23 protein-coding genes are annotated in these 19,824 nt (G+C 64.4%); 18 read left to right on the top strand and 5 right to left on the bottom strand.

The genetic code is table 11. The features are described from left to right. Nucleotides 1–30: 30 nt before the first annotated feature. Nucleotides 31–1,461, bottom strand: a complete 1,431-nt coding sequence (locus tag AB4Z37_RS24895; protein ID WP_441519429.1) for a DEAD/DEAH box helicase — start codon at nucleotides 1,459–1,461, stop codon at nucleotides 31–33. 75 nt (nucleotides 1,462–1,536) lie between these two features. Here AB4Z37_RS24895 and AB4Z37_RS24890 point away from each other — a divergent pair, with 75 nt between their 5' ends. The 15 genes from AB4Z37_RS24890 (at nucleotide 1,537) to ureG (ending at nucleotide 13,826) form a co-directional block, all read left to right on the top strand. Then, nucleotides 1,537–1,842: a hypothetical protein gene (locus tag AB4Z37_RS24890; RefSeq protein ID WP_441519428.1), complete on the top strand. Its 306-nt coding sequence runs from the start codon at nucleotides 1,537–1,539 to the stop codon at nucleotides 1,840–1,842. A 162-nt stretch (nucleotides 1,843–2,004) separates the two neighbouring features. Then, on the top strand, nucleotides 2,005–3,327 hold the full coding sequence (gene urtA / locus AB4Z37_RS24885) for an urea ABC transporter substrate-binding protein (protein ID WP_441519427.1): 1,323 nt from the start codon (nucleotides 2,005–2,007) through the stop codon (nucleotides 3,325–3,327). 78 nt (nucleotides 3,328–3,405) lie between these two features. After that, nucleotides 3,406–5,034, top strand: a complete 1,629-nt coding sequence (gene urtB / locus AB4Z37_RS24880; protein WP_441519426.1) for an urea ABC transporter permease subunit UrtB — start codon at nucleotides 3,406–3,408, stop codon at nucleotides 5,032–5,034. Then, nucleotides 5,031–6,203, top strand: a complete 1,173-nt coding sequence (urtC, locus tag AB4Z37_RS24875) for an urea ABC transporter permease subunit UrtC (RefSeq protein WP_441519425.1) — start codon at nucleotides 5,031–5,033, stop codon at nucleotides 6,201–6,203. Before urtB ends, urtC begins: the two co-directional genes overlap by 4 nt. A 3-nt stretch (nucleotides 6,204–6,206) precedes the next feature. Then, on the top strand, nucleotides 6,207–6,968 hold the full coding sequence (gene urtD, locus AB4Z37_RS24870) for an urea ABC transporter ATP-binding protein UrtD (RefSeq protein WP_441519424.1): 762 nt from the start codon (nucleotides 6,207–6,209) through the stop codon (nucleotides 6,966–6,968). A gap of 76 nt (nucleotides 6,969–7,044) precedes the next feature. Next, on the top strand, nucleotides 7,045–7,764 hold the full coding sequence (urtE, locus tag AB4Z37_RS24865; RefSeq protein ID WP_441519423.1) for an urea ABC transporter ATP-binding subunit UrtE: 720 nt from the start codon (nucleotides 7,045–7,047) through the stop codon (nucleotides 7,762–7,764). A 46-nt stretch (nucleotides 7,765–7,810) separates the two neighbouring features. Next, a complete protein-coding gene (locus AB4Z37_RS24860) occupies nucleotides 7,811–8,647 on the top strand; it encodes an urease accessory protein UreD (protein WP_441519422.1) in 837 nt (278 codons plus the stop codon). An 80-nt stretch (nucleotides 8,648–8,727) separates the two neighbouring features. Continuing rightward, nucleotides 8,728–9,030: an urease subunit gamma gene (locus tag AB4Z37_RS24855; RefSeq protein WP_211966672.1), complete on the top strand. Its 303-nt coding sequence runs from the start codon at nucleotides 8,728–8,730 to the stop codon at nucleotides 9,028–9,030. Nucleotides 9,031–9,104: 74 nt separating this feature from the next. Continuing rightward, nucleotides 9,105–9,410, top strand: coding sequence for an urease subunit beta (locus AB4Z37_RS24850; RefSeq protein ID WP_441519421.1), 306 nt, complete (start codon nucleotides 9,105–9,107; stop codon nucleotides 9,408–9,410). Between the two features lie 48 nt (nucleotides 9,411–9,458). Continuing rightward, nucleotides 9,459–11,174 (top strand): urease subunit alpha, encoded by a 1,716-nt coding sequence (gene ureC, locus AB4Z37_RS24845; RefSeq protein ID WP_441519420.1) that lies wholly within the window; start codon nucleotides 9,459–9,461, stop codon nucleotides 11,172–11,174. A gap of 38 nt (nucleotides 11,175–11,212) precedes the next feature. Next, nucleotides 11,213–11,512: a putative quinol monooxygenase gene (locus tag AB4Z37_RS24840; protein ID WP_441519419.1), complete on the top strand. Its 300-nt coding sequence runs from the start codon at nucleotides 11,213–11,215 to the stop codon at nucleotides 11,510–11,512. Nucleotides 11,513–11,526: 14 nt separating this feature from the next. Beyond that, nucleotides 11,527–11,826 carry a putative quinol monooxygenase gene (locus AB4Z37_RS24835; RefSeq protein WP_441519418.1) on the top strand — a complete coding sequence of 100 codons (300 nt, stop codon included), beginning with the start codon at nucleotides 11,527–11,529 and terminating at the stop codon, nucleotides 11,824–11,826. Between the two features lie 7 nt (nucleotides 11,827–11,833). Then, nucleotides 11,834–12,382, top strand: a complete 549-nt coding sequence (locus tag AB4Z37_RS24830; protein ID WP_441519417.1) for an urease accessory protein UreE — start codon at nucleotides 11,834–11,836, stop codon at nucleotides 12,380–12,382. Nucleotides 12,383–12,404: 22 nt separating this feature from the next. Next, nucleotides 12,405–13,112 (top strand): urease accessory protein UreF, encoded by a 708-nt coding sequence (locus AB4Z37_RS24825; RefSeq protein ID WP_441519485.1) that lies wholly within the window; start codon nucleotides 12,405–12,407, stop codon nucleotides 13,110–13,112. 96 nt (nucleotides 13,113–13,208) lie between these two features. Then, entirely contained in the window at nucleotides 13,209–13,826 is a 618-nt protein-coding gene (ureG, locus tag AB4Z37_RS24820; RefSeq protein WP_441519416.1) for an urease accessory protein UreG, read from the top strand. 294 nt (nucleotides 13,827–14,120) lie between these two features. On the opposite strand, the gene AB4Z37_RS24815 is transcribed toward ureG, so the two are convergent. Further along, on the bottom strand, nucleotides 14,121–14,534 hold the full coding sequence (locus AB4Z37_RS24815) for a hypothetical protein (RefSeq protein WP_441519415.1): 414 nt from the start codon (nucleotides 14,532–14,534) through the stop codon (nucleotides 14,121–14,123). A gap of 330 nt (nucleotides 14,535–14,864) precedes the next feature. On the opposite strand from AB4Z37_RS24815, the gene AB4Z37_RS24810 reads away from it, so the two are divergent. Then, the gene (locus AB4Z37_RS24810; RefSeq protein ID WP_441519414.1) at nucleotides 14,865–16,535 is read left to right on the top strand and encodes a CHASE domain-containing protein; all 1,671 of its coding nucleotides are present in this window, start codon (nucleotides 14,865–14,867) and stop codon (nucleotides 16,533–16,535) included. 115 nt (nucleotides 16,536–16,650) lie between these two features. On the opposite strand, the gene AB4Z37_RS24805 is transcribed toward AB4Z37_RS24810, so the two are convergent. Both AB4Z37_RS24805 and AB4Z37_RS24800 read right to left on the bottom strand, forming a co-directional pair. Beyond that, complete coding sequence (locus AB4Z37_RS24805; protein ID WP_441519413.1) at nucleotides 16,651–17,199, bottom strand: sigma-70 family RNA polymerase sigma factor; 549 nt, start codon at nucleotides 17,197–17,199, stop codon at nucleotides 16,651–16,653. Further along, entirely contained in the window at nucleotides 17,199–17,402 is a 204-nt protein-coding gene (locus AB4Z37_RS24800) for a NepR family anti-sigma factor (RefSeq protein ID WP_441519412.1), read from the bottom strand. Before AB4Z37_RS24800 ends, AB4Z37_RS24805 begins: the two co-directional genes overlap by 1 nt. A gap of 246 nt (nucleotides 17,403–17,648) precedes the next feature. Here AB4Z37_RS24800 and AB4Z37_RS24795 point away from each other — a divergent pair, with 246 nt between their 5' ends. Both AB4Z37_RS24795 and AB4Z37_RS24790 read left to right on the top strand, forming a co-directional pair. Then, on the top strand, nucleotides 17,649–18,458 hold the full coding sequence (locus AB4Z37_RS24795; RefSeq protein ID WP_441519411.1) for a response regulator: 810 nt from the start codon (nucleotides 17,649–17,651) through the stop codon (nucleotides 18,456–18,458). Nucleotides 18,459–18,837: 379 nt separating this feature from the next. Then, nucleotides 18,838–19,293: a hypothetical protein gene (locus tag AB4Z37_RS24790; protein ID WP_441519410.1), complete on the top strand. Its 456-nt coding sequence runs from the start codon at nucleotides 18,838–18,840 to the stop codon at nucleotides 19,291–19,293. 66 nt (nucleotides 19,294–19,359) lie between these two features. Here AB4Z37_RS24790 and AB4Z37_RS24785 read toward each other — a convergent pair whose 3' ends face one another. Next, on the bottom strand, nucleotides 19,360–19,788 hold the full coding sequence (locus AB4Z37_RS24785) for a hypothetical protein (protein WP_441519409.1): 429 nt from the start codon (nucleotides 19,786–19,788) through the stop codon (nucleotides 19,360–19,362). Nucleotides 19,789–19,824 lie beyond the last annotated feature (36 nt).

Genomic DNA, 19,824 nt, shown 5'->3' with positions numbered 1-19,824 from the left:
CTCCGGATCGGATTGTTCTGAAAGTGACGGTTAGTGCTGTCGCTGTGGCTGGCGCTGGGGGCGATTGCTGTCGCGGCGCATGAAGGCCACGCCCTGGATGCCCTCACCCGGGCTGCTGTGAGGCGACCGCGACGGTTCGTGGCGGTTCGCCGGCTGCCCGCCTGAACCCGCCAGGCCGTTGCCGTTGCCACGGCGCCGGCGGCGCTTGCCCTTGCCGGCAGCCGCCGGGGCATCCCCGCGCGCCGGCTTGGGGTGCTGTGCGGCGTGATGGGGGCGGGACGGCTGCTGCGGCCTGCCGCCGGAGCGGCCCTCAGGCGCGGCCTCCTGCTGGCCGGCCGAGCGGCGGTCTTCCCGTGGCAGCTTGACCCGGATCAGCTTCTCGATGTCCCGGAGATAGGCGGCCTCCTCGCCGGCGCACAGCGAGATGGCGACGCCCTCGGCGCCGGCCCGGGCCGTGCGGCCGATGCGGTGGACGTAGGTTTCCGGCACGTTCGGCAGGTCGAAGTTGACCACATGGCTGACGCCATCGACGTCGATGCCGCGGGCGGCGATGTCGGTCGCCACCAGGGTGCGGATCTCGCCGGAGCGGAATGCCGCCAGAACACGCTCGCGGTGGTTCTGGGACTTGTTGCCATGGATGGCGTTGGCGGCGATGCCGGCCTTGGCCAGCACCTTCACCACCTTGTCGGCGCCATGCTTGGTGCGGGTGAACACCAGCGCCCGGTTGATCTGCTCCTGCTTGAGGATTTCGGCCAGCACCGCCGGTTTGGCAGAATGGTCGAGCTGGATGATGCGCTGGGCGATCCGCTCGGCGGTCGAGGACACCGGTGTCACCGCCACCCGTGCCGGGTCGCGCAGCATGCTGTCGGCGAGCTCGGCGATGTCCTTGGGCATGGTGGCCGAGAAGAACAGCGTCTGCCGCTTGATCGGGAGCTTGGCGACGATTTTACGGATGTCGTTGATGAAGCCCATGTCGAGCATGCGGTCGGCTTCGTCGAGCACCAGGAATTCGACCTGGCTGAGCTTCAGGGCGTTGCCCTGGACGAGGTCGAGCAGGCGGCCCGGGGTGGCGACCAGGATCTCGACGCCCTGCATCAGGGCGCGGACCTGGCGGCCCATCGGCACGCCGCCGATGGCGAGGGCGGCCGAGATGCGCAGGTGCCGGCCGTAGGCATTGAAGCTGTCGAGGATCTGCCCGGACAGCTCGCGCGTCGGACTCAACACCAGGACGCGGCAGTGCTTGGGCTGCGGACGGATGCGGCTCTCGAGCAGGCGGTGGAGGATCGGCAGCGCGAAGGAGGCGGTCTTGCCGGTGCCGGTCTGGGCGATGCCGACCACGTCACGGCCGGTTAGTGCGAGAGGGATGGTTTGTGCCTGGATGGGCGTGGGCGTGACGTAGTTTTCTTCGTTCAGAGCACGCGCGATGGGATCGGCAAGGCCGAAATCCTGAAAAGAGGTCAAAGTGGATCTTTCTTACGAGTCAGTGCGCGCAGCAGGCCAAACGCCTGGTGCGGGCGGGTATCGTGGGACACCCGCGTGTCTGGGGCGTCAGTTGGGTTAGGTGAAAAAGGCAAGCCGGATACCGTTGCAGACAATACGACAACAGATCCGAACACGCAGCCCGCAAGACCTGACGATACGATTCAAGGTCGCGGCGGTTATATGAGCCACGAAGGCGGCGCTTTCAAGATGAATTGCGGGGATTGGCGGATTGTGGTGTCGCATCCGTTGCGCTGGGCTGTCGCCTGCAGGCTGTGCCAAGAAATTAGCCAGCAATCGATTTCTGCACACAAAATGATCTATCTGCAAATTAGGCAGTCACATTTTGTGTCTGTCATTTAGGCAGCGTGCCGGGTTCCCGAGCGTGAAAGTATAAAATATGTAAGTTTTATCAAATAGATATGCGTTGTGTGCGAGGTGGCATGCTTCTTGCGATTCCCTCAATGCAGACAGCCGGAGGCTGTTCAGCAGGGTTTTTTGTCTGCGTCAGGGAGATGACACCGCATGTTTACTCAATTGACCACGGCCCTCGGGCGGCCGTTCAGCCGCCGCAAGGTTCTGGCGGCGACCGCGGGCGTTGCCCTCGGTCTTTCGACCTTCGGCGCGGCCCAGGCCGCTGAGGACACCATCAAGGTCGGTGTCCTGCATTCGCTGTCCGGCACGATGGCGATCAGCGAGACCACGCTGAAAGACACCATCCTGTTCATGATCGACGAGCAGAACAAGAAGGGCGGCGTTCTCGGCAAGAAGCTGGAGGCCGTGGTGGTCGATCCGGCCTCCAACTGGCCGTTGTTCGCCGAAAAGGCCCGCGAGCTGATCACCAAGGACAAGGTCGCCGTGGTGTTCGGCTGCTGGACCTCGGTGTCGCGCAAGTCGGTGCTGCCGGTGTTCAAGGAGCTGAACTCGATCCTGTTCTATCCCGTCCAGTATGAGGGTGAGGAGAGCGAGCGCAACGTGTTCTACACCGGCGCCGCGCCGAACCAGCAGGCGATCCCGGCGGTCGACTACCTGATGAAGGAAGAGAAGGTGAAGCGCTGGGTGCTCGCCGGCACCGACTACGTCTATCCGCGCACCACCAACAAGATCCTGGAAGCCTATCTGAAGTCGAAAGGCGTGGCCCAGGACGATATCATGATCAACTATACGCCGTTCGGTCATTCCGACTGGCAGACGATCGTCGCCGACATCAAGAAATTCGGCTCGGCCGGCAAGAAGACCGCAGTGGTCTCGACCATCAACGGCGACGCCAACGTGCCGTTCTACAAGGAGCTCGGCAACCAGGGCATCAAGGCGACCGACATTCCAGTGGTCGCGTTCTCGGTGGGCGAGGAAGAGCTCGCCGGCATCGACACCAAGCCGCTGCTCGGCCATCTCGCTGCCTGGAACTATTTCGAGTCGATCAAGACGCCCGCGAACGAGAAGTTCATCAAGGAGTGGCAGGCGTTCACCAAGAATCCGAAGCGCGTCACCAACGATCCGATGGAAGCGCACTACATCGGCTTCAATATGTGGGTGAAGGCGGTGGAGAAGGCGAAGTCCACCGATCCGGACAAGGTCATCGACGCGCTGCCCGGCATCAAGCAGGCCAACCTGACCGGCGGCGAATCCGAGATGCTGCCGAACCACCACATCACCAAGCCGGTGTTCATCGGCGAGATCAAGGCCGATGGCCAGTTCGACGTGGTGTGGAAGACGCCCGGCCTCGTCCCAGGCGATGCCTGGTCGAAGGAGCTCGACGGCTCCAAGGATCTGGTCGGCGACTGGGTCGGCAAGAAGTGCGGCAACTGGAACACCAAGACCAACAAGTGCGGTGGTCAGGGCTCCTGATCTTCATCCTCCCATGACTTGCGGAAGGCGGCGACGGTCGCCGCCTTCCGTAATCCTTACCTCTGCCGGGGTTGTGACGTGTTTGCCAATTTCATTTCCCGCTGCGGTGCGCCGCTCCTTGCGCTGGCGCTGATCGCCGCCTCCTTTCTTCTCTTCGCGCCGCCGGCTTCGGCGGGACCGTTCGAGGACGCGATCAGCCAGTTCGCCAACGATTCATTTTCTGACACCGACGAGGCCATCGGCGCGCTTGTCGCCAGCGGCCATCCGCGCGCCTACCCGATCATCAGCGCGCTGCAGGAAGGTCGCCTGCTCGCCAACGGGCAGGACAGGAAAGTCTACATCAGGCAGCCGGACGGCGCCCTGGTCGATGCGGCCACCGGTACGGCGGCGGCCGGCGTCGATGCGGCGGGCCTCGGCGCGGTGCGCCTCAACAACCGCCTGCGCCGATCGGTGGAGGCCGCGATCTCGAGCCTGACACTGCAGTCGCCCGATCCGGCCAAGCGCATCCTCGCCGCGCAGTCGGTGTTCAAGACCCATGACGCAAACGACCTGCCGGCCATCGAGAGCGCGCTGCAGAAGGAAACCAACAGCGCCGCGAAGCGCGCGTTTGCGTCGGCGCGCGCCGCGATCCTGCTGTTCAAGCCGGACGCCAGCGAAGCCGACAAGATCGAAGCGGTGGCCACCGTGCGCAATCGTGGTGACCAGGAAGCGCTGGCGCTGTTGTCCGGCCTGCCGTCCGATACATTACCCGGGGTGCAGCGTTCGGCGGCGAGCGCCATCGGCTCGATCCAGAACAGCCTGGCGATCTGGTCGGCGGTGCAGAATGCCTGGTACGGCGTGTCGCTGGGATCGGTGCTGCTGCTCGCGGCGATCGGCCTTGCCATCACCTTCGGCGTGATGGGCGTCATCAACATGGCCCATGGCGAGATGGTGATGATCGGCGCCTATGTCACGTTCGTGGTGCAGGAGCTGATCCGTACCCGCTATCCGGCGCTGTTCGATTACTCGCTGCTGATCGCGGTGCCGCTGGCGTTCCTGGTCGCCGGCCTGATCGGCGTGGTGATCGAACGCACCATCATCCGCTTCCTCTACGGGCGAGCGCTGGAGACGCTGCTCGCCACCTGGGGTATCTCGCTGGTGCTGCAGCAGGCGGTGCGCACCATGTTCGGCCCGACCAACCGCGAAGTCGGCAACCCGTCCTGGATGAGCGGCGCATTCGAGATCGGCCAGCTTACCATCACCTACAACCGCCTGTGGATCGTCTGCTTCACCCTCGCCGTGTTCGCGATCCTGCTCGCCATGTTGCGCTACACCAGCCTGGGCCTGGAGATGCGCGCCGTCACCCAGAACCGCCGCATGGCGGCGTCGATGGGCATCGCCACCTCGCGGGTCGACGCACTGACTTTCGGGCTGGGCTCGGGCATCGCGGGGATCGCGGGCGTGGCGCTGTCGCAGATCGACAATGTCAGCCCCAATCTCGGCCAGAGCTACATCATCGATTCCTTCATGGTGGTGGTGTTCGGCGGCGTCGGCAATCTGTGGGGCACGCTGGTCGGCGCGCTGACCCTCGGCATCGCCAACAAGTTCCTCGAGCCGGTGGCCGGCGCGGTGCTCGGCAAGATCGCGATCCTGGTGCTGATCATCCTGTTCATCCAGAAGCGGCCGCGTGGCCTGTTCGCGCTCAAGGGCCGGTCGGTGGAAGCATGACGCCGCATTTCCTCACCCGGACCCTCAATCGCGGCGCGACCGTGTTCCTGCTGGTCGTCGCGGCAATCGGCATCCTCTTGCCGCTGTCCAACCTGCTGCTGCCGGAGACATCGCCGCTGCAGGTGCCGACCTACCTGATCTCGCTGTTCGGCAAGTACATCTGCTACGCACTGCTTGCGCTCTCCATCGACCTGATCTGGGGATATTGCGGCATTCTCTCGCTCGGCCACGGCGCGTTCTTTGCGCTCGGCGGTTACGCCATGGGCATGTACCTGATGCGTCAGATCGGCAACCGCGGCGTCTATGGCAATCCGCTGCTGCCGGACTTCATGGTGTTCCTCAACTGGCAGAAGCTGCCGTGGTACTGGTACGGCTTCGACATGTTCTGGTTCGCCGCGCTGATGGTGCTGCTGGTGCCGGGCGTGCTGGCGTTTGGCTTCGGCTGGCTCGCTTTCCGTTCCCGCGTTACCGGTGTGTATCTCTCGATCATCACCCAGGCCATGACCTATGCGCTGCTGCTGGCGTTCTTTCGCAACGATTTCGGCTTCGGCGGCAACAACGGCCTGACCGATTTCAAGGACATCCTCGGCTTCAATGTCCAGGCGCAGGGCACCCGCGCAGTGCTGTTCATGCTGTCCTGTGCCGCGCTGATGCTCGGCTTCGTGATCTGCCGGGCGGTCGTGACCTCCAAGCTCGGCAAGGTGCTGATCGCAGTGCGCGATGCGGAGTCCCGCACGCGCTTTCTCGGCTATCGCGTCGAATCCTACAAGCTGTTCGTCTTCACCCTGTCGGCCTGCATGGCGGGCGTCGCCGGCGCGCTCTACGTGCCGCAGGTCGGCATCATCAATCCCAGCGAGTTCGCGCCAGGCAATTCCATCGAGGCGGTGATCTGGGTCGCCGTCGGCGGCCGCGGCACGCTGATCGGCGCGGCGATCGGCGCGGTGCTCGTCAACTACGCCAAGACCTTTTTCACGTCCGGTCTGCTGGCGCCGTACTGGCTGTTCATGCTCGGTGCGCTGTTCATCCTGGTGACGCTGCTGCTGCCCAAGGGCATTGTCGGGACCGTGCAGGGGTGGTGGGAGGCCGGGCAGGCCCGCCGTGCCGCCGCCGAGGCCGCCGCCAGCGCCGCGCGCGAGGACGGCATCAGCAACCCCCGTCTGGCGGAGTGAAACATGATCGTGCCCGATAGCCGCGCCACCTCGGCGCTTCTCTACCTCGACGGGGTCCACGTCTCGTTCGACGGTTTCCACGCCATCAACAACCTGTCGCTGACCATCGCGCCCGGCGAGATGCGGGCGATCATCGGCCCGAATGGCGCCGGCAAGACCACGATGATGGACATTATCACCGGCAAGACCAAGCCGGACGAGGGCGATGTGCTGTTCGACGGCACGGTCGACCTGACGCGCCTCGACGAGACCGAGATCGCCGAACTCGGCATCGGACGCAAGTTCCAGAAGCCGACGGTGTTCGAGAGCCATACCGTCGAGGACAACCTGCTGCTCGCGCTCAACACCGATCATCGGGTGCGCAGCACGCTGTTCTGGCGTCAGGCGCCGGACGAGGCCGAGCGCATCGATCGCGTGCTCGAAACCATCAAGCTCGGGGATGCGCGCGCGCGCCTCGCTGGCAGCCTGTCCCACGGCCAGAAGCAGTGGCTGGAGATCGGCATGCTGCTGGCGCAGGACCCCAAGCTGCTGCTGGTCGACGAGCCGGTGGCCGGCATGACCGACGTCGAAACCCACCAGACCGCCGAACTGCTCAAGGAAATCAACCGCGACAAGACCGTCGTCGTGGTCGAGCACGACATGACGTTCGTGCGGGCCCTCGGCGTGCGCGTCACCTGCCTGCACGAAGGCTCGGTGCTGGCGGAAGGCTCGATCGACCAGGTGTCGTCCAACGAGCGGGTCATTGAAGTGTATCTGGGCCGCTGACGGTGATGGTCGGTGTGAGGAAGTGCAGCAGGCGGTCGACCAGCCCGGCCGGTGGCATGCAGGAAGGTGGTGTGAAGTGAGCAGCGAGGTCAATTCCGGGGCGCTCGACGTCAAGGACATCAGCCTGTTCTACGGCGCGGCGCAGGCGCTGCGCGGGGTGTCGGTCACGGCGGTGCCGGGGCAGGTGACCTGCGTGCTCGGCCGCAACGGCGTCGGCAAGACCAGTCTGCTGCGGGCGCTGGTCGGCCAGCAGTCGATTTCGGCAGGCCGCATCGCGTTCGACGGCGCCGACATCACGGCGCTGAAGCCCTATGAGAGGGCCCGCCGCGGCATCGGCTTCGTGCCGCAGGGGCGGGAGATCTTTCCGCTGCTCACGGTCGAGGAAAATCTCAAGACCGGCTATGCGCCGCTGTCGCGCGACCAGCGGCATATCCCGGATGACGTGTTCTCGCTGTTTCCGGTGCTGCGCTCGATGCTGGGACGCCGGGGCGGCGATCTCTCCGGCGGCCAGCAGCAGCAGCTTGCCATCGGCCGGGCTCTGGTGATGCGTCCGCGCCTGCTGTTGCTCGATGAGCCGACCGAAGGCATCCAGCCCTCGATCATCAAGGATATCGGGCGCGCCATCTCATACCTGCGCAGCCTCGGCAACATCGCCATCGTGCTGGTGGAACAATATCTCGACTTTGCCTGCGAACTCGGCGACCATTTCGCCGTGATGGACCGCGGAACGGTGACGTTTCGCTGCGACCGGGCGAGCCTCGATCCCGATGCCCTCAGCCGGGCGATGGCGATCTGAGCGCCGGCGCAGCCCGCACGGGCGATGTCCCAAGGTGGAGTGAGAGATGCACGGCGAACTGTCGGTGGCCGCGGCCGAGACCTTTGCCGCCAACCGGGCGGTGGGGGCGGTGGCGTTCAGTGTCCAGGCCCGTGACGGTGTCACGCGGCGCAGCGCGGTGCATGAGGAGGGCTCGCTCCGGGTCCGCTTTCCGGCACCGGAGGGCGCGGGATTGTCGGCCGTCTTCGTCAATACCGCTGGCGGTATCGCCAGCGGTGACCGTTTCGACATCCGGATCGACGTCGACGCAGGTGCCCGCCTGACGGTGACGACTGCTGCAGCGGAGAAGATCTATCGGTCTCCCGGACCGGAGTCGCGCCTCGACATCGCCCTGCGGGTCGCCTCCGAGGCTCACCTCGCCTGGCTGCCCCAGGAGACCATCCTGTTCGATCGGGCCCGCGTCACGCGCCGGATCGATCTCGATCTCGCCGAGGATGCTTCGTTGTTGCTTTGTGAGATCGTGGTCTTCGGCCGCACGGCCATGGGTGAGCAGATGCAGCAGGGCTTGTTTTCCGATCGCTGGCGGTTGCGCCGGGGAGGACGGCTGGTGTTTGCGGAAACCGTTCGTCTCGATGGCGATATCGGCGCCAAGCTGACCCGGCCGGCGGTGGCGAACGGCGGCGCGGCTATCGGTACGGCGTTGATTGTGCCGGGCGACGAGGCGCTGGTGGAGCGCATCCGCAAGGCGGCCGAACGCTTTGGTGGTGAGGTCGGTGTGTCGGCCTGGAACGGCTTTGCAATGGCCCGCTTCTGTGCACAAGATGCGGCCCGGCTGCGTGCCGACATGATGGCGGTGCTCGATCGCGCCAGTCCGTCGGCGCTGCCGCGGCTCTGGCTGCAATAGATCTGCGACGCGGGGGGAGACGGGATGCGACATGCGCGGCGGCCGAACGGGCAACTGACCAGGGACAGAGCGGACCATTCATGAATCTCTCCCCTCGCGAGAAGGACAAGCTGCTGATTTCCATGGCGGCGATGGTGGCGCGGCGGCGCCTGGAGCGCGGCGTCAAGCTCAACCATCCCGAGGCGGTGGCGATCATTTCCGATTTCATTCTGGAGGGCGCGCGCGACGGCCGCACCGTGGCGGAGCTGATGAAGGCCGGCGCCGAGGTGCTGACCCGCGATCAGGTGATGACCGGCATCCCGGAGATGATCCACGACATCCAGGTGGAAGCGACCTTTCCGGACGGCACCAAGCTGGTGACCGTGCACGCCCCGATCCGCTGAGAGGCCACCATGCCCACGACATGCCGCCTGTTGTCTGCTCCTGCGTTGCCATCAGTCCATTGCGAGGGCGCATCATGATCCCCGGCGAATTCTTCATCAGGGACGGCGACATCGAGCTCAATGCCGGCCGCAAGACCGTGACGCTCACCGTCGCCAACACCGGCGACCGGCCGATCCAGGTCGGCTCGCACTACCATTTCTTCGAGACCAATCCGGCGCTGGCCTTCGATCGCAAGAAGGCGCGCGGCATGCGCCTCGATATCGCGGCCGGCACCGCCGTGCGGTTCGAGCCGGGCCAGAGCCGCGAGGTGAGGCTGGTGGCGCTGGACGGCAAGCGCACGATCTACGGCTTCCGCGGCGACGTGATGGGCAAGCTGTAGACCTCGTGAATCGATGACAATCGCCGCAGAGCCGGCTGGAGTGCAGTGATGGCGACCAGGATTTCCCGCTCGGTCTATGCCGACATGTTTGGCCCGACCACCGGCGACCGTGTGCGGCTCGCGGACACAGACCTGATCATCGAGGTCGAGAAGGATTTCACCGTCTATGGCGAGGAGGTGAAATTCGGCGGCGGCAAGGTGATCCGCGACGGCATGGGCCAGAGCCAGGTCACCAACCGCCAGGGCGCAGCAGATACGGTGATCACCAACGCGCTGATCGTCGACCACTGGGGCATCGTCAAGGCCGACGTCGCCATCAAGGACGGCCACATCAGCGCGATCGGCAAGGCCGGCAACCCCGACATCCAGCCGGGCGTGACCATCGTCATCGGTCCTGGCACCGACGTGATCGCCGGCGAGGGCAAGATTCTCACTGCGGGCGGCTTCGACAGCCACATCCATTTCATCTGCCCGCAGCAGATCGAGCACGCGCTGATGTCCGGCGTCACCTCGATGCTCGGCGGCGGCACGGGGCCGTCGCACGGCACCTTTGCCACCACTTGCACGCCCGGTCCCTGGCACATCGGGCGGATGATCCAGTCGTTCGATGCGTTTCCCGTCAATCTCGGCATTTCCGGCAAGGGCAACGCCTCGCGTCCGGGCGCGCTGGTCGAGATGATCAAGGCCGGTGCCTGTGCGCTCAAGCTGCATGAGGACTGGGGCACGACGCCGGCGGCGATCGATACCTGCCTGTCGGTGGCGGACGATCACGACATCCAGGTGATGATCCACTCCGATACGCTCAACGAGTCGGGCTTCGTCGAGGACACGATCAAGGCGTTCAAGGGCCGCACTATCCACGCCTTCCATACCGAAGGCGCCGGTGGCGGCCACGCCCCCGACATCATCAAGGTCGCGGGCCTCAAGAACGTGCTGCCGTCGTCGACCAACCCGACGCGGCCGTTCACCCGCAACACCATCGACGAGCATTTGGACATGCTGATGGTGTGCCACCATCTCGATCCGTCGATCGCCGAGGATCTCGCCTTCGCCGAGAGCCGCATTCGCAAGGAGACGATCGCGGCGGAGGACATCCTCCACGATCTCGGCGCGCTGTCGATGATGTCGTCGGACAGCCAGGCGATGGGCCGTCTCGGCGAGGTGATCATCCGCACCTGGCAGACCGCCGACAAGATGAAGAAGCAGCGCGGCGCGCTGCCGCAGGACAAGGGCAGGGACAACGACAATTTCCGTGTTCGCCGCTACATCGCCAAGTACACCATCAATCCGGCGATCGCCCACGGCGTGTCTAAGCTGATCGGCTCGGTGGAAAAGGGCAAGCTCGCCGATCTCGTGCTGTGGTCGCCGGCGTTCTTCGGCGTCAAGCCCGACTGCGTCATCAAGGGCGGCATGATCGTCGCCGCGCCGATGGGCGATCCCAATGCCTCGATCCCGACGCCGCAGCCAGTGCACTACCAGTTGATGTTCGGCGCCTTCGGCCGGGCACGCACGGCGTCCTCGGTGGTGTTTTCCTCGAAGGCCGCGGTTGCCGCCGGCCTTGGCAAGAAGCTTGGCATCGCCAAGGAGCTTTATCCGGTGCAAAACACCCGCGGCCGCATCTCCAAGAAGAGCATGATTCATAACGACGCGACGCCGAACATCGAGGTCGATCCGGAGACCTACGAGGTGCGGGCCGACGGCGAATTGCTGACATGCGCGCCCGCCGAGGTGCTGCCCATGGCGCAGCGCTACTTCATGTTTTAGTGTGCCCGGCAATCACAACAACAGCCGGGAGGATGCCTGTGATCTATGTCGTTGCCACATTGACCGTGAAGCCGGAAGCACGTGCCGAAGTCATTGCCGCGGCCAAGGCCTGTATTGCCGCCACGCGGAAAGAGACCGGCTGCATCGCCTATGACATGCATGAAAGCGTGACCGATCCGGCCAAGCTCGTGTTCGTCGAGCAGTGGGAGACGGCCGAAGCGCTGGGACCGCACGGCAAGAGCGACCACATGCGCGCCTTCGGCCGGGTCGTTGCCGCTGGCGTGACCGCGCCGCCGCGCATCGAAGTCATCACGCCCGCCAAAGTCGACGTGCGCTGACGCCGGAGCCTGTCATGATCTTTGTCATCGCCACCACCGACGTGAAGCCCGAACATCGCGACGCCTATATCGCGGGGGCCAAGGACTGTATCGCCGCGACTCGCCAGGAAGCCGGCTGCATCGCCTACGAGAGCCACACCAGCATTCACGATCCCAACCGGTTTGTGTTCGTGGAGCGCTGGGAGAGCCGCGAGGCGCTCAACGCCCACGCGCGGTCCGAGCATATGAAGGTCTGGCGCAAGCTGTCCGCCGACTTCAAGGCCGCGCCGACGGTGATCGAGATCATCAGCGACGGCAAAGTCGAGACCCTGTGAGATGAGCATGATCCGCGCTGTCAGAGTTCTGTCCCCCGGTCACTGGACGGCCCAGCCCGCCGATACCGTGGTGCTGGATTTCGACGATCGTCATCGCCGGCGCATGGCGATGAGCGGCACGCGCGGGCTCGATTTCCTGCTCGATCTCGAGGAGGCCGTGGCGCTGCGCAGCGGCGACGGCCTCCTGCTCGAGGACGGCCGGCTTATCGAAGTGGTGGCGGCTCCGGAGCCACTGATCGAGATCCGGGGAAGCGATCCGCAGCATCTCGTGCGGATCGCCTGGCATCTCGGCAACCGCCATTTGCCGACGCAGATCGTCAGCCGCGGCCTGCGCATCCGCAAGGACCATGTCATCGAGGAGATGGTGCGCGGGCTCGGCGCGCGCACCCTCGAGATCGAGGCGCCGTTCGATCCGGAAGGCGGAGCCTATTCCGGCGGGCATGACCATGCCGGCCATGATCACGATCACCACCATCATGGCCCGGGTCACCACGACGACCATTGCAGCCATGATCACTGCCACGACCACAGCCATGCTCATGGTCACTCCGGCTGAGGACGATGCGGATCCGCGCCGCATGGATATCGTGCGGGCGGACGCGGCCGACGCGCACGCGGCGCTCTACCGGCTGATGACCTGGTTGTCTCCAGCCTTTCCGGTCGGGGCGTTCTCCTACTCCAGCGGACTCGAATGGGCCGTCGAGGCCGGGGATATCGTCAACGTCGCCACCCTGCAGGACTGGCTGGCTGCGATGCTGAGTGAGGGAGCCGGGTTCTGTGATGCCGTGTTCCTTGCGCACACCCACCGCCATGCCCTGGCCGAGGATCGACAGGGGCTCCGCGAGGTTGCCGAACTCGCCGCCGCGTTCGTGCCCTCGCGCGAGCGGCAGCTCGAAACCACCACACAGGGGCGTGCGTTCATCGAGATCGCACGGACTGCGTGGACCTGCAGCCCCCTTGTGCAGCTGTTGGAGGGATGGACGGAACCCGTTGTCTATCCGGTCGCGGTCGGCATGGTCGGTGCGGCACACCGGATCGAGCTGCCAATGCTCCTGCACGCCTTCCTGCATGCGCTGACCGCGAACTGGATCTCGGCAGCGGCGCGCCTCGTTCCGCTCGGCCAGACCGACAGCCAGCGCGCCCTGGTCGCGCTCGAACCGGTGGTCACGACGACGGGCGCTCGGGCGCTCGTCGCATCGCTCGAGGAGATCGGCAGCGCGACCTTCCGGGCCGATCTCGCCAGCCTGCGCCATGAGACGCAGTACACTCGATTGTTCCGCTCATGACGCCGCCTGCCTCCCGCCGTTGTGTCGACATATCGTCTGGTGCGAGGATCATTGCCGACCGCGCTTTTCCCTCCATAAAATCAACAGGATAGTGATATGCCCTCCTTTAACGGCCCTCTTCGCGTCGGCATCGGTGGTCCAGTCGGTTCGGGCAAGACGGCTCTCATGGACCTGCTCTGCAAGACCATGCGCGAGAGCTATGATCTCGCGGCGATCACCAACGACATCTACACCAAATGGGATGCTGAATTTCTGGTGCGGGCGGGCTCGTTGACGCCGGATCGCATCGCTGGTGTGGAAACCGGTGGCTGCCCGCATACGGCGATCCGCGAGGACGCCTCGATGAACCTTGCGGCGGTGGCCGACATGCGGGCCAAGTTTCCGGGGCTGGACCTGGTTTTGATCGAGTCGGGTGGTGACAACCTGGCTGCGACCTTTTCTCCGGAGCTCGCCGACCTCACGATCTATGTCATTGACGTCGCCGCCGGCGACAAGATCCCGTCAAAGGGGGGGCCGGGCATCACCCGCTCGGATCTGCTGGTCATCAACAAGATCGATCTGGCCCCGCATGTCGGGGCCTCGCTGGAGAAGATGGAGGTCGATGCCCGGCGGATGCGCGGCGAACGGCCCTTCGTCATGACCAACCTGAAGCAGAGCCAGGGGCTCGACCGGATTGTCCGTTTCATCGAGACCAAAGGCGGCTTGCGCCGCTGAGCGCGAGGCGGACAGGGGCGGGCGTGTCCGTTTGCCACGGCCTGCACCAAGCATGATTGCGGATTCTGCGGAACGGAATGGAGGCCTTTCCGTTGTGTGGTCATGAGCAAAATTCATAAAGCAGACGCCAAGGACTACAGCGGAGCCTTTCTTGGCCTGACCCTGACCGGGATCGCCATGATGGTTCTGGGCCTGGTGCTCGCCGCCATCTGATAGGCGGGATGTCGGTCTGACCCTGTCCRCCGACAGGGCTTCTCCTTTCGCCGCGAGCTCTTTCCTTTACAAGGACAGCCGTCAGGCGGCTGTGCTGGCGCGCTCGAGCACGTCCATCACGGCGGAAACGATGATGTCGCGGGTATAGGGCTTGTTGACGAAAACCGCGTCGCAGAGTGCTCCCGCTGCATGGCGGCCAGGGCTGCCGGTGGCGAACAGGAATGGAATGCCGAGGGCCTGGACGGCCTTCGCCGCCAGCAGGTCGGCTTCCGCCCGGACTCCCGGGTTCAGGTTGATGATGGCGACGTCGATGTCCGGGTGGTCGGCCAGGGCGCGTTCGACGTCGTCGAGACCGCGCGCAACGATGACGTCGCTGGCGCCGGATCCGAGCAGCATCTCCTGGAGGTCGAGCGCAATCAGGGCTTCGTCCTCCATCGCCAGCACGCGAAGGCCGGCGGGCAGCAGATGTTTCACCAGCGAGTATTTTCGAACCATGCAGAGCTCTCGCTATCCCGATGCTGTCCATTCCGGTATCACGCCATTGTCTTGGCAATTTCGTTCGAAACGGGGCGAGCGCATGGCCACAACGCCTTCCCGAGCTTGGCTGAGCCGGCGTTAACCGCAAAGAAGTTCAGATCTGGAATGGAACGAAAACGCAGCATGCGCTTTGATATCCTCAGCTTGATGATCGTGTTCGCCAAGGCCCCGAGCGTGCGGTGCAGGCGTGCTGGTGTTGTGGTTCGATGATGGATGCTGGCGCCCGCCGCAGGTTGCCTCGATGCGAGGCTTTTGCTTTGATCCGGCTCCGTTGGCCCGGGTAGAGCAGTGTTTCGGCTTGGATTTCTCATCGGATTGATCGCGCTGATCGGGGTCACGATCTCCGGGCTGGTGTCGTATCGCGTCTACCATCAGGAAATATCTCTTGATGGTGCAGCGCTGGAGCGGGCCGTGGATATCCATGCCCGTCTGGTGCAGGATCGTCTGAGCGAACGTGAGCTGCTGACCCGGATCATCGTCGGCCTCCTGCGCCGTCCGGCTTTGCTGCAGGGCAACGTGCTGGAGCCGCTGCGTTCCTCGATCTATGCGTTCAAGACCGATTTTCTGGTTGCGAGCTGGGTGGCCAGGATTCCCCCGGCGGGGCTGGTGAACGCCGAGAAGCAGCTCGCGGCCGCCGGTTTCACCCGCCCGCGAATTCGGGACGGCGAGGACCAGGTGCTCAATATCGCCGCGATCAGCCAGCCGATCGACGTTCTGATGGATGTCGAGCCGCGCAACGAGGAAACCTTGAGCTTCCCGGGCCGCTCGTTCGACGTGCATCCGGTGCTGGGGCCGCTGCTTGCCCGGGCGGCCGAGGAAGGCAAGCCGTTGTGCTCCGATCCGCTGGTGCTGATGCGGACCAATGGCCCTGTCGGGGTGGTGCTGGTGGCGCCGGTCATGCAGGAGGGTACCAACGCCCTCAGCGGCTTCATTACCTTCTCCTACCGCATTGCTCCCTTGATGCTGGCGAATGAGGAGACGAGCCCTTTCGAACTGGTGTTGCGGGACCCGCGTGACGCGGCCAAGGAGTTGAAGGTCGATGCGCAGGGGGTGGTGATCGCTGCGCCGACGCGCCATGATCCCGCGGGCCAACTGATGCTGCGCAACGTCTCGTTCGGCGGCAAGGACTGGACGCTCGGCTATTACGCAAAGACCAACGTCCAGGCGCGTGCGCAGGAGCTGGCTGCCATTGTCGCCATCATCGGCGTGGCGCTGACCAGCATCATCTGCGGGCTGTTCGGTTATGTCGTGTACAACAACGTGCGGCTGAGCCGGGAAATCGAAGTGCGGATCGGTTTCGAGAACCGCCTCACCGCGGTGATCGGCGAACTCAACCATCGTGTGAAGAACATCCTGGCGGTGATCCAGTCGATCATCACCCGGACGTTGCGCCACGGCTCCGACGTCGACAGCGCCCGCGACCTGCTGATCGGCCGCATCCACGCCATGTCCAACGTCGTGTCGCTGCTCAGCGACAGCCAGTGGCAGGGCGTCAAGCTCCGCGGCCTGTTGGAGTCCCGCGCCATTCCCCATGCGGAGCGCATCGCCGTCAGCGGGCCCGACATCGTCGTCAGTCCCCGCGCGGCACAGAGTTTGTCATTGCTGTTTTTCGAGCTCGCCTCGCATGCCGACGAAGGGTTGTCGCTGGTCGGCAAGCATCCCAACATCTCGGCGCAATGGCATGTGATGGGTGAGGGCCGGGATGCGATTTTCGACTTTCGCTGGGAAGAGTTCAATACCAGTGCAGCCACCCGCCGCCCGGACAGCGATTTCGGCGTCATCCTGCTCGACCGCGTGGCCCCCGAAGCGCTGGGCGGCGCGTCCAAGCGCTACTTCACAGATGTCAGTTACGTTTATGAACTGACCGCACCGATGGAAACCGTGGTCGATCAGGCCGAGCTCGATCGGACCGATCGTCTTGCTGCTCCGGTGGATGCCGCCAGGCGCAGACAGGGCTGAGCTGATCGGCGACGTCGCGGCCCCGCTGCCTGGCATTACTCAAAACTTCAGGAAGACGGCCACCTCGCGGTGGCCGTCTTGTGGTGTTGAAGTCAGTCGATGGATCAGGCGTCGCCTATCGGCTGCCGCCCCCGATGACCGCGCGCACCGTATTGTCGGGGCCGAAATCATCGGTGCCCTCGACATAGAGCAGGTTGCTCAGTTTCGAGCGGGCACGGTTCACCCGGCTCTTGATGGTGCCGACGGCGCAGCCGCAGATCGCGGCGGCATCCTCGTAGGAGAAGCCGGAGGCGCCGACCAGAATGAGGGCTTCCTTCTGGTCCTGCGGCAGTTTCTCCAGGGCTGCCCGGAATTCTTCGAATTCCAGGTGCGGGCTCTGGCCTGGTTGCGACTTCAGGGTCTTGGCGTAGTTGCCATCCGCATCTTCGACCTCGCGCCGCCGCTTGCGGTAATCGGATCGGAACAGGTTGCGCAAGATCGTGAACAGCCATGCCGGCATGTTCGACCCCGGCTGGAAAGAATCGATGTTCGCCAGCGCACGGAGCAGGGTTTCTTGCACAAGGTCATCGGCGCGGTCGCTATTGCCGCACAAGGACATGGCGAAGGCGCGGAGGCTCGGCACGCAACCGAGCATGTCGTCACGGAGCTGATTGGTGAGGGGCATCAGTCCCTCCTATCGGTTTTGGCCACCAAATCTGATTCGACGGTATCGAGTTTCCGGATCAACTCCGCGAAACGATCGGGGACCCCTTGGCGGACCACCTCGTCGTACATGGCTCTGAGCTGATGCCCGATCCGGGACTGGATCTCTGCGTTGAGGCCGCCTCTTGCTGGGGCCTTGGCCGATTGCGGTTTCAATTCTTTCATGACCTGTTCCGTAACATCCCCAAGAGCTAAGTTCCTCGAACGAAAGGGATTTTCCTGGCAGTGGGCCGCGGCGGCGACGTTTCTCGGCGTCGTCGTGAAAGCGTAATGCGACAGTCGCGAGAAAGTTCCGGGATTGGTTCCAAGAATGTTGGAACTATTATCAGGCTGGTGCGTAATCCCTACAGTTGGGAACCCGGTCCGTGTCCGGGGGTCTTCGCTTGAGTGCATGAAATCGATGGAGGGGGGATGTCTCGTTCCCAGGTTGTTGCCGAACATTTGCCGCTGCTGCGCCGCTATGCCCGGGCTCTGACCGGAAGCCAGGCCTCGGGCGATGCCTATGTGGCCGCCATGCTCGAGGCTCTGTTGCAGGATCCGTCGCTCCTTGATGAGAGCAACGGTCCGCGCGTCGGGCTGTTCCACCTGTTCACCCAGATCTGGAATTCGGTCGCGATCAACGACGACGCCGATGCGTCGATCGCGCCGACGATTCCACCGGAGCGGCGGCTGTCGAACATCACGCCGCTGCCGCGCCAGGCGTTTCTGCTGCTGTCGCTCGAAGGCTTCTCCGAAGACGAGGTGGCATTCATCCTCAACATCAGCATCGGGGAGGTTCGTCAGCTCGCGGAGGCTGCTGGTCGCGAGCTCGCCGCAGAAATCGCGACCGACGTGCTGATCATCGAGGACGAAACCTTCATCGCGATGGACCTCGAGAGCCTCGTCAAGAATCTCGGGCACAATGTCATTGGCGTGGCGCGAACCCATGCGGATGCGATCGCGCTGGCGAAGAGCCATCGCCCGGGCCTGATCCTCGCCGACATTCAGCTTGCCGACGGCAGCTCCGGCCTTGATGCCGTCAATGAATTGCTCCGGGTGTTCGAGGTGCCGGTGGTTTTCATCACCGCTTATCCGGAGCGCTTCCTGACCGGCGAGCGGCCGGAGCCGGCGTTCCTGATCTCCAAGCCGTTCCAGCCGGCCATGGTGTCGGCCGTCGCGAGCCAGGCCCTGTTTTTCCAGCGCAATTCGCGCAACCGGGCGGCGAAGGCCGCAGCGTCCTGAACGCAACGTCACGCCTGCTCTGCAGCAACGGGCCCCGGCATTGCCGTGGGCCCGTTCTGCTTTTGCGGCAAGCACCGACAACGGATGGGTGGTCGCGGCTTGAACCAAACGCCGGTTCCGCGGACCAAAAAGGAAGCGGGACGCCGCCGGCATCACCACGGCAGCGCCCCGCATTCGCCGGTTAGTTAGGGGCAGGGGGAATAACCGGCTGCAGGGATGACTCGGCAGACACGAGATCGTTCCTCCGCGACGGCAGATTTTTTTGACGCGGCGGCCCCGCGATTGGGAACCAGCTCGCACGTGCCGCCGTTGTGATCCGGATCAGAAAATTGGAATTGAAAAATTTGATCGTGACAGGACAGCAGTGTCGAGGCGTACCATGTCTCACATTTCAAAAGGTGCATTGGGTCTGATCGCAGCATCGCTGGCGCTGGGCGGTGTGCAATTTGGCATGGCATCGGACAATGGTTTGGCGCGCGCCATTCGCGGCGATACGCGCCTCTGGCAGAACGAGCAGATTGACGGCGCACGTGCCGTCGCCTCGATCAACCGTGGAGCGAAGTCCGATCGGGAGTTCGCCCGGGCGTCCCAGGCCGACACAGCCACGCTGTCGTTTCTGTTGCCTGGCCTGAAAGGTATGTCGGTCGCGATGCGCCTGACGGGCTCGGAAGCCCGCCGCCTGCGTCCTTCCCTGCCGACCGAAGTGGCCAAGAGTGCCGGTCGTGAAATCGGCAAATCGTCGGCCCGCCGCAAAACCACGGTGGCTTGCGAGCCGGTCGTGAGCGTTCTCACAGAGGTTGCCAAGCAGCTTGAACCCGGCCGCTGCATCACGTGAGCGGACTGGCGTGACCCCATCGATCAGACGAGCGCGCGCGTCCTGAGCGGAGCGGATTGCTGCCGTCTAGTCCGCGTCGTCTTCCGGCGAAGGCTTGCGCTGGGCCATCAATCCGAACGCCACGCCGGCGATTGCCAGCCATGGCAGCAGTCGCTTGATCCCGATCGTTCGCAGGACCTGCAGTCCGGCGGCAAGCACCATGGGGTCGCTGACGGCGCTGGCAAATGCCGATCGTGCCGCCTGGACGGGCTTGCGGGCCGGGCGCTTCGTGGAGATGTAGCAGCCCGACGCAATGATCGTGGCGATGAAGAAAATGCCAGCACCGGCAAGGCAGGCGGCGACGAGCCCGTAGTGTTGCAGCACCACCACGAACGCTGCGGCGCAGAGAAATGAAAGTGCAATGAAGAGCGAGATGCCGGCCACAACGATCAGCGTGGCCATGCGCAAGGCATGGCCAGCACTGTCCTTGATGTCCTCGATCAGGTTCTGAATCATGCGAAATATCCCGTTCGGTGGCGGTATCGCCATCAC

Origin of the sequence: Bradyrhizobium sp. 2TAF24 (assembly GCF_052115025.1) — a bacterium.
GTDB lineage: Bacteria > Pseudomonadota > Alphaproteobacteria > Rhizobiales > Xanthobacteraceae > Bradyrhizobium_A.
This window is presented reverse-complemented; position numbering and strand designations above follow the sequence as displayed.

Excerpts from the sequence above, each read along its gene's own strand:
- AB4Z37_RS24800 (WP_441519412.1), bottom strand. The coding sequence starts at position 17,402 with ATGAAAGAATTGAAACCGCAATCGGCCAAGGCCCCAGCAAGAGGCGGC.
- urtA (WP_441519427.1), top strand. The coding sequence starts at position 2,005 with ATGTTTACTCAATTGACCACGGCCCTCGGGCGGCCGTTCAGCCGCCGC.
- AB4Z37_RS24855 (WP_211966672.1), top strand. The coding sequence starts at position 8,728 with ATGAATCTCTCCCCTCGCGAGAAGGACAAGCTGCTGATTTCCATGGCG.
- urtC (WP_441519425.1), top strand. The coding sequence starts at position 5,031 with ATGACGCCGCATTTCCTCACCCGGACCCTCAATCGCGGCGCGACCGTG.
- AB4Z37_RS24850 (WP_441519421.1), top strand. The coding sequence starts at position 9,105 with ATGATCCCCGGCGAATTCTTCATCAGGGACGGCGACATCGAGCTCAAT.
- AB4Z37_RS24805 (WP_441519413.1), bottom strand. The coding sequence starts at position 17,199 with ATGCCCCTCACCAATCAGCTCCGTGACGACATGCTCGGTTGCGTGCCG.
- ureG (WP_441519416.1), top strand. The coding sequence starts at position 13,209 with ATGCCCTCCTTTAACGGCCCTCTTCGCGTCGGCATCGGTGGTCCAGTC.
- AB4Z37_RS24830 (WP_441519417.1), top strand. The coding sequence starts at position 11,834 with ATGATCCGCGCTGTCAGAGTTCTGTCCCCCGGTCACTGGACGGCCCAG.
- AB4Z37_RS24785 (WP_441519409.1), bottom strand. The coding sequence starts at position 19,788 with ATGATTCAGAACCTGATCGAGGACATCAAGGACAGTGCTGGCCATGCC.
- AB4Z37_RS24860 (WP_441519422.1), top strand. The coding sequence starts at position 7,811 with ATGCACGGCGAACTGTCGGTGGCCGCGGCCGAGACCTTTGCCGCCAAC.
- AB4Z37_RS24815 (WP_441519415.1), bottom strand. The coding sequence starts at position 14,534 with ATGGTTCGAAAATACTCGCTGGTGAAACATCTGCTGCCCGCCGGCCTT.
- ureC (WP_441519420.1), top strand. The coding sequence starts at position 9,459 with ATGGCGACCAGGATTTCCCGCTCGGTCTATGCCGACATGTTTGGCCCG.
- urtD (WP_441519424.1), top strand. The coding sequence starts at position 6,207 with ATGATCGTGCCCGATAGCCGCGCCACCTCGGCGCTTCTCTACCTCGAC.
- AB4Z37_RS24795 (WP_441519411.1), top strand. The coding sequence starts at position 17,649 with ATGTCTCGTTCCCAGGTTGTTGCCGAACATTTGCCGCTGCTGCGCCGC.
- AB4Z37_RS24835 (WP_441519418.1), top strand. The coding sequence starts at position 11,527 with ATGATCTTTGTCATCGCCACCACCGACGTGAAGCCCGAACATCGCGAC.
- AB4Z37_RS24825 (WP_441519485.1), top strand. The coding sequence starts at position 12,405 with ATGGATATCGTGCGGGCGGACGCGGCCGACGCGCACGCGGCGCTCTAC.
- AB4Z37_RS24790 (WP_441519410.1), top strand. The coding sequence starts at position 18,838 with ATGTCTCACATTTCAAAAGGTGCATTGGGTCTGATCGCAGCATCGCTG.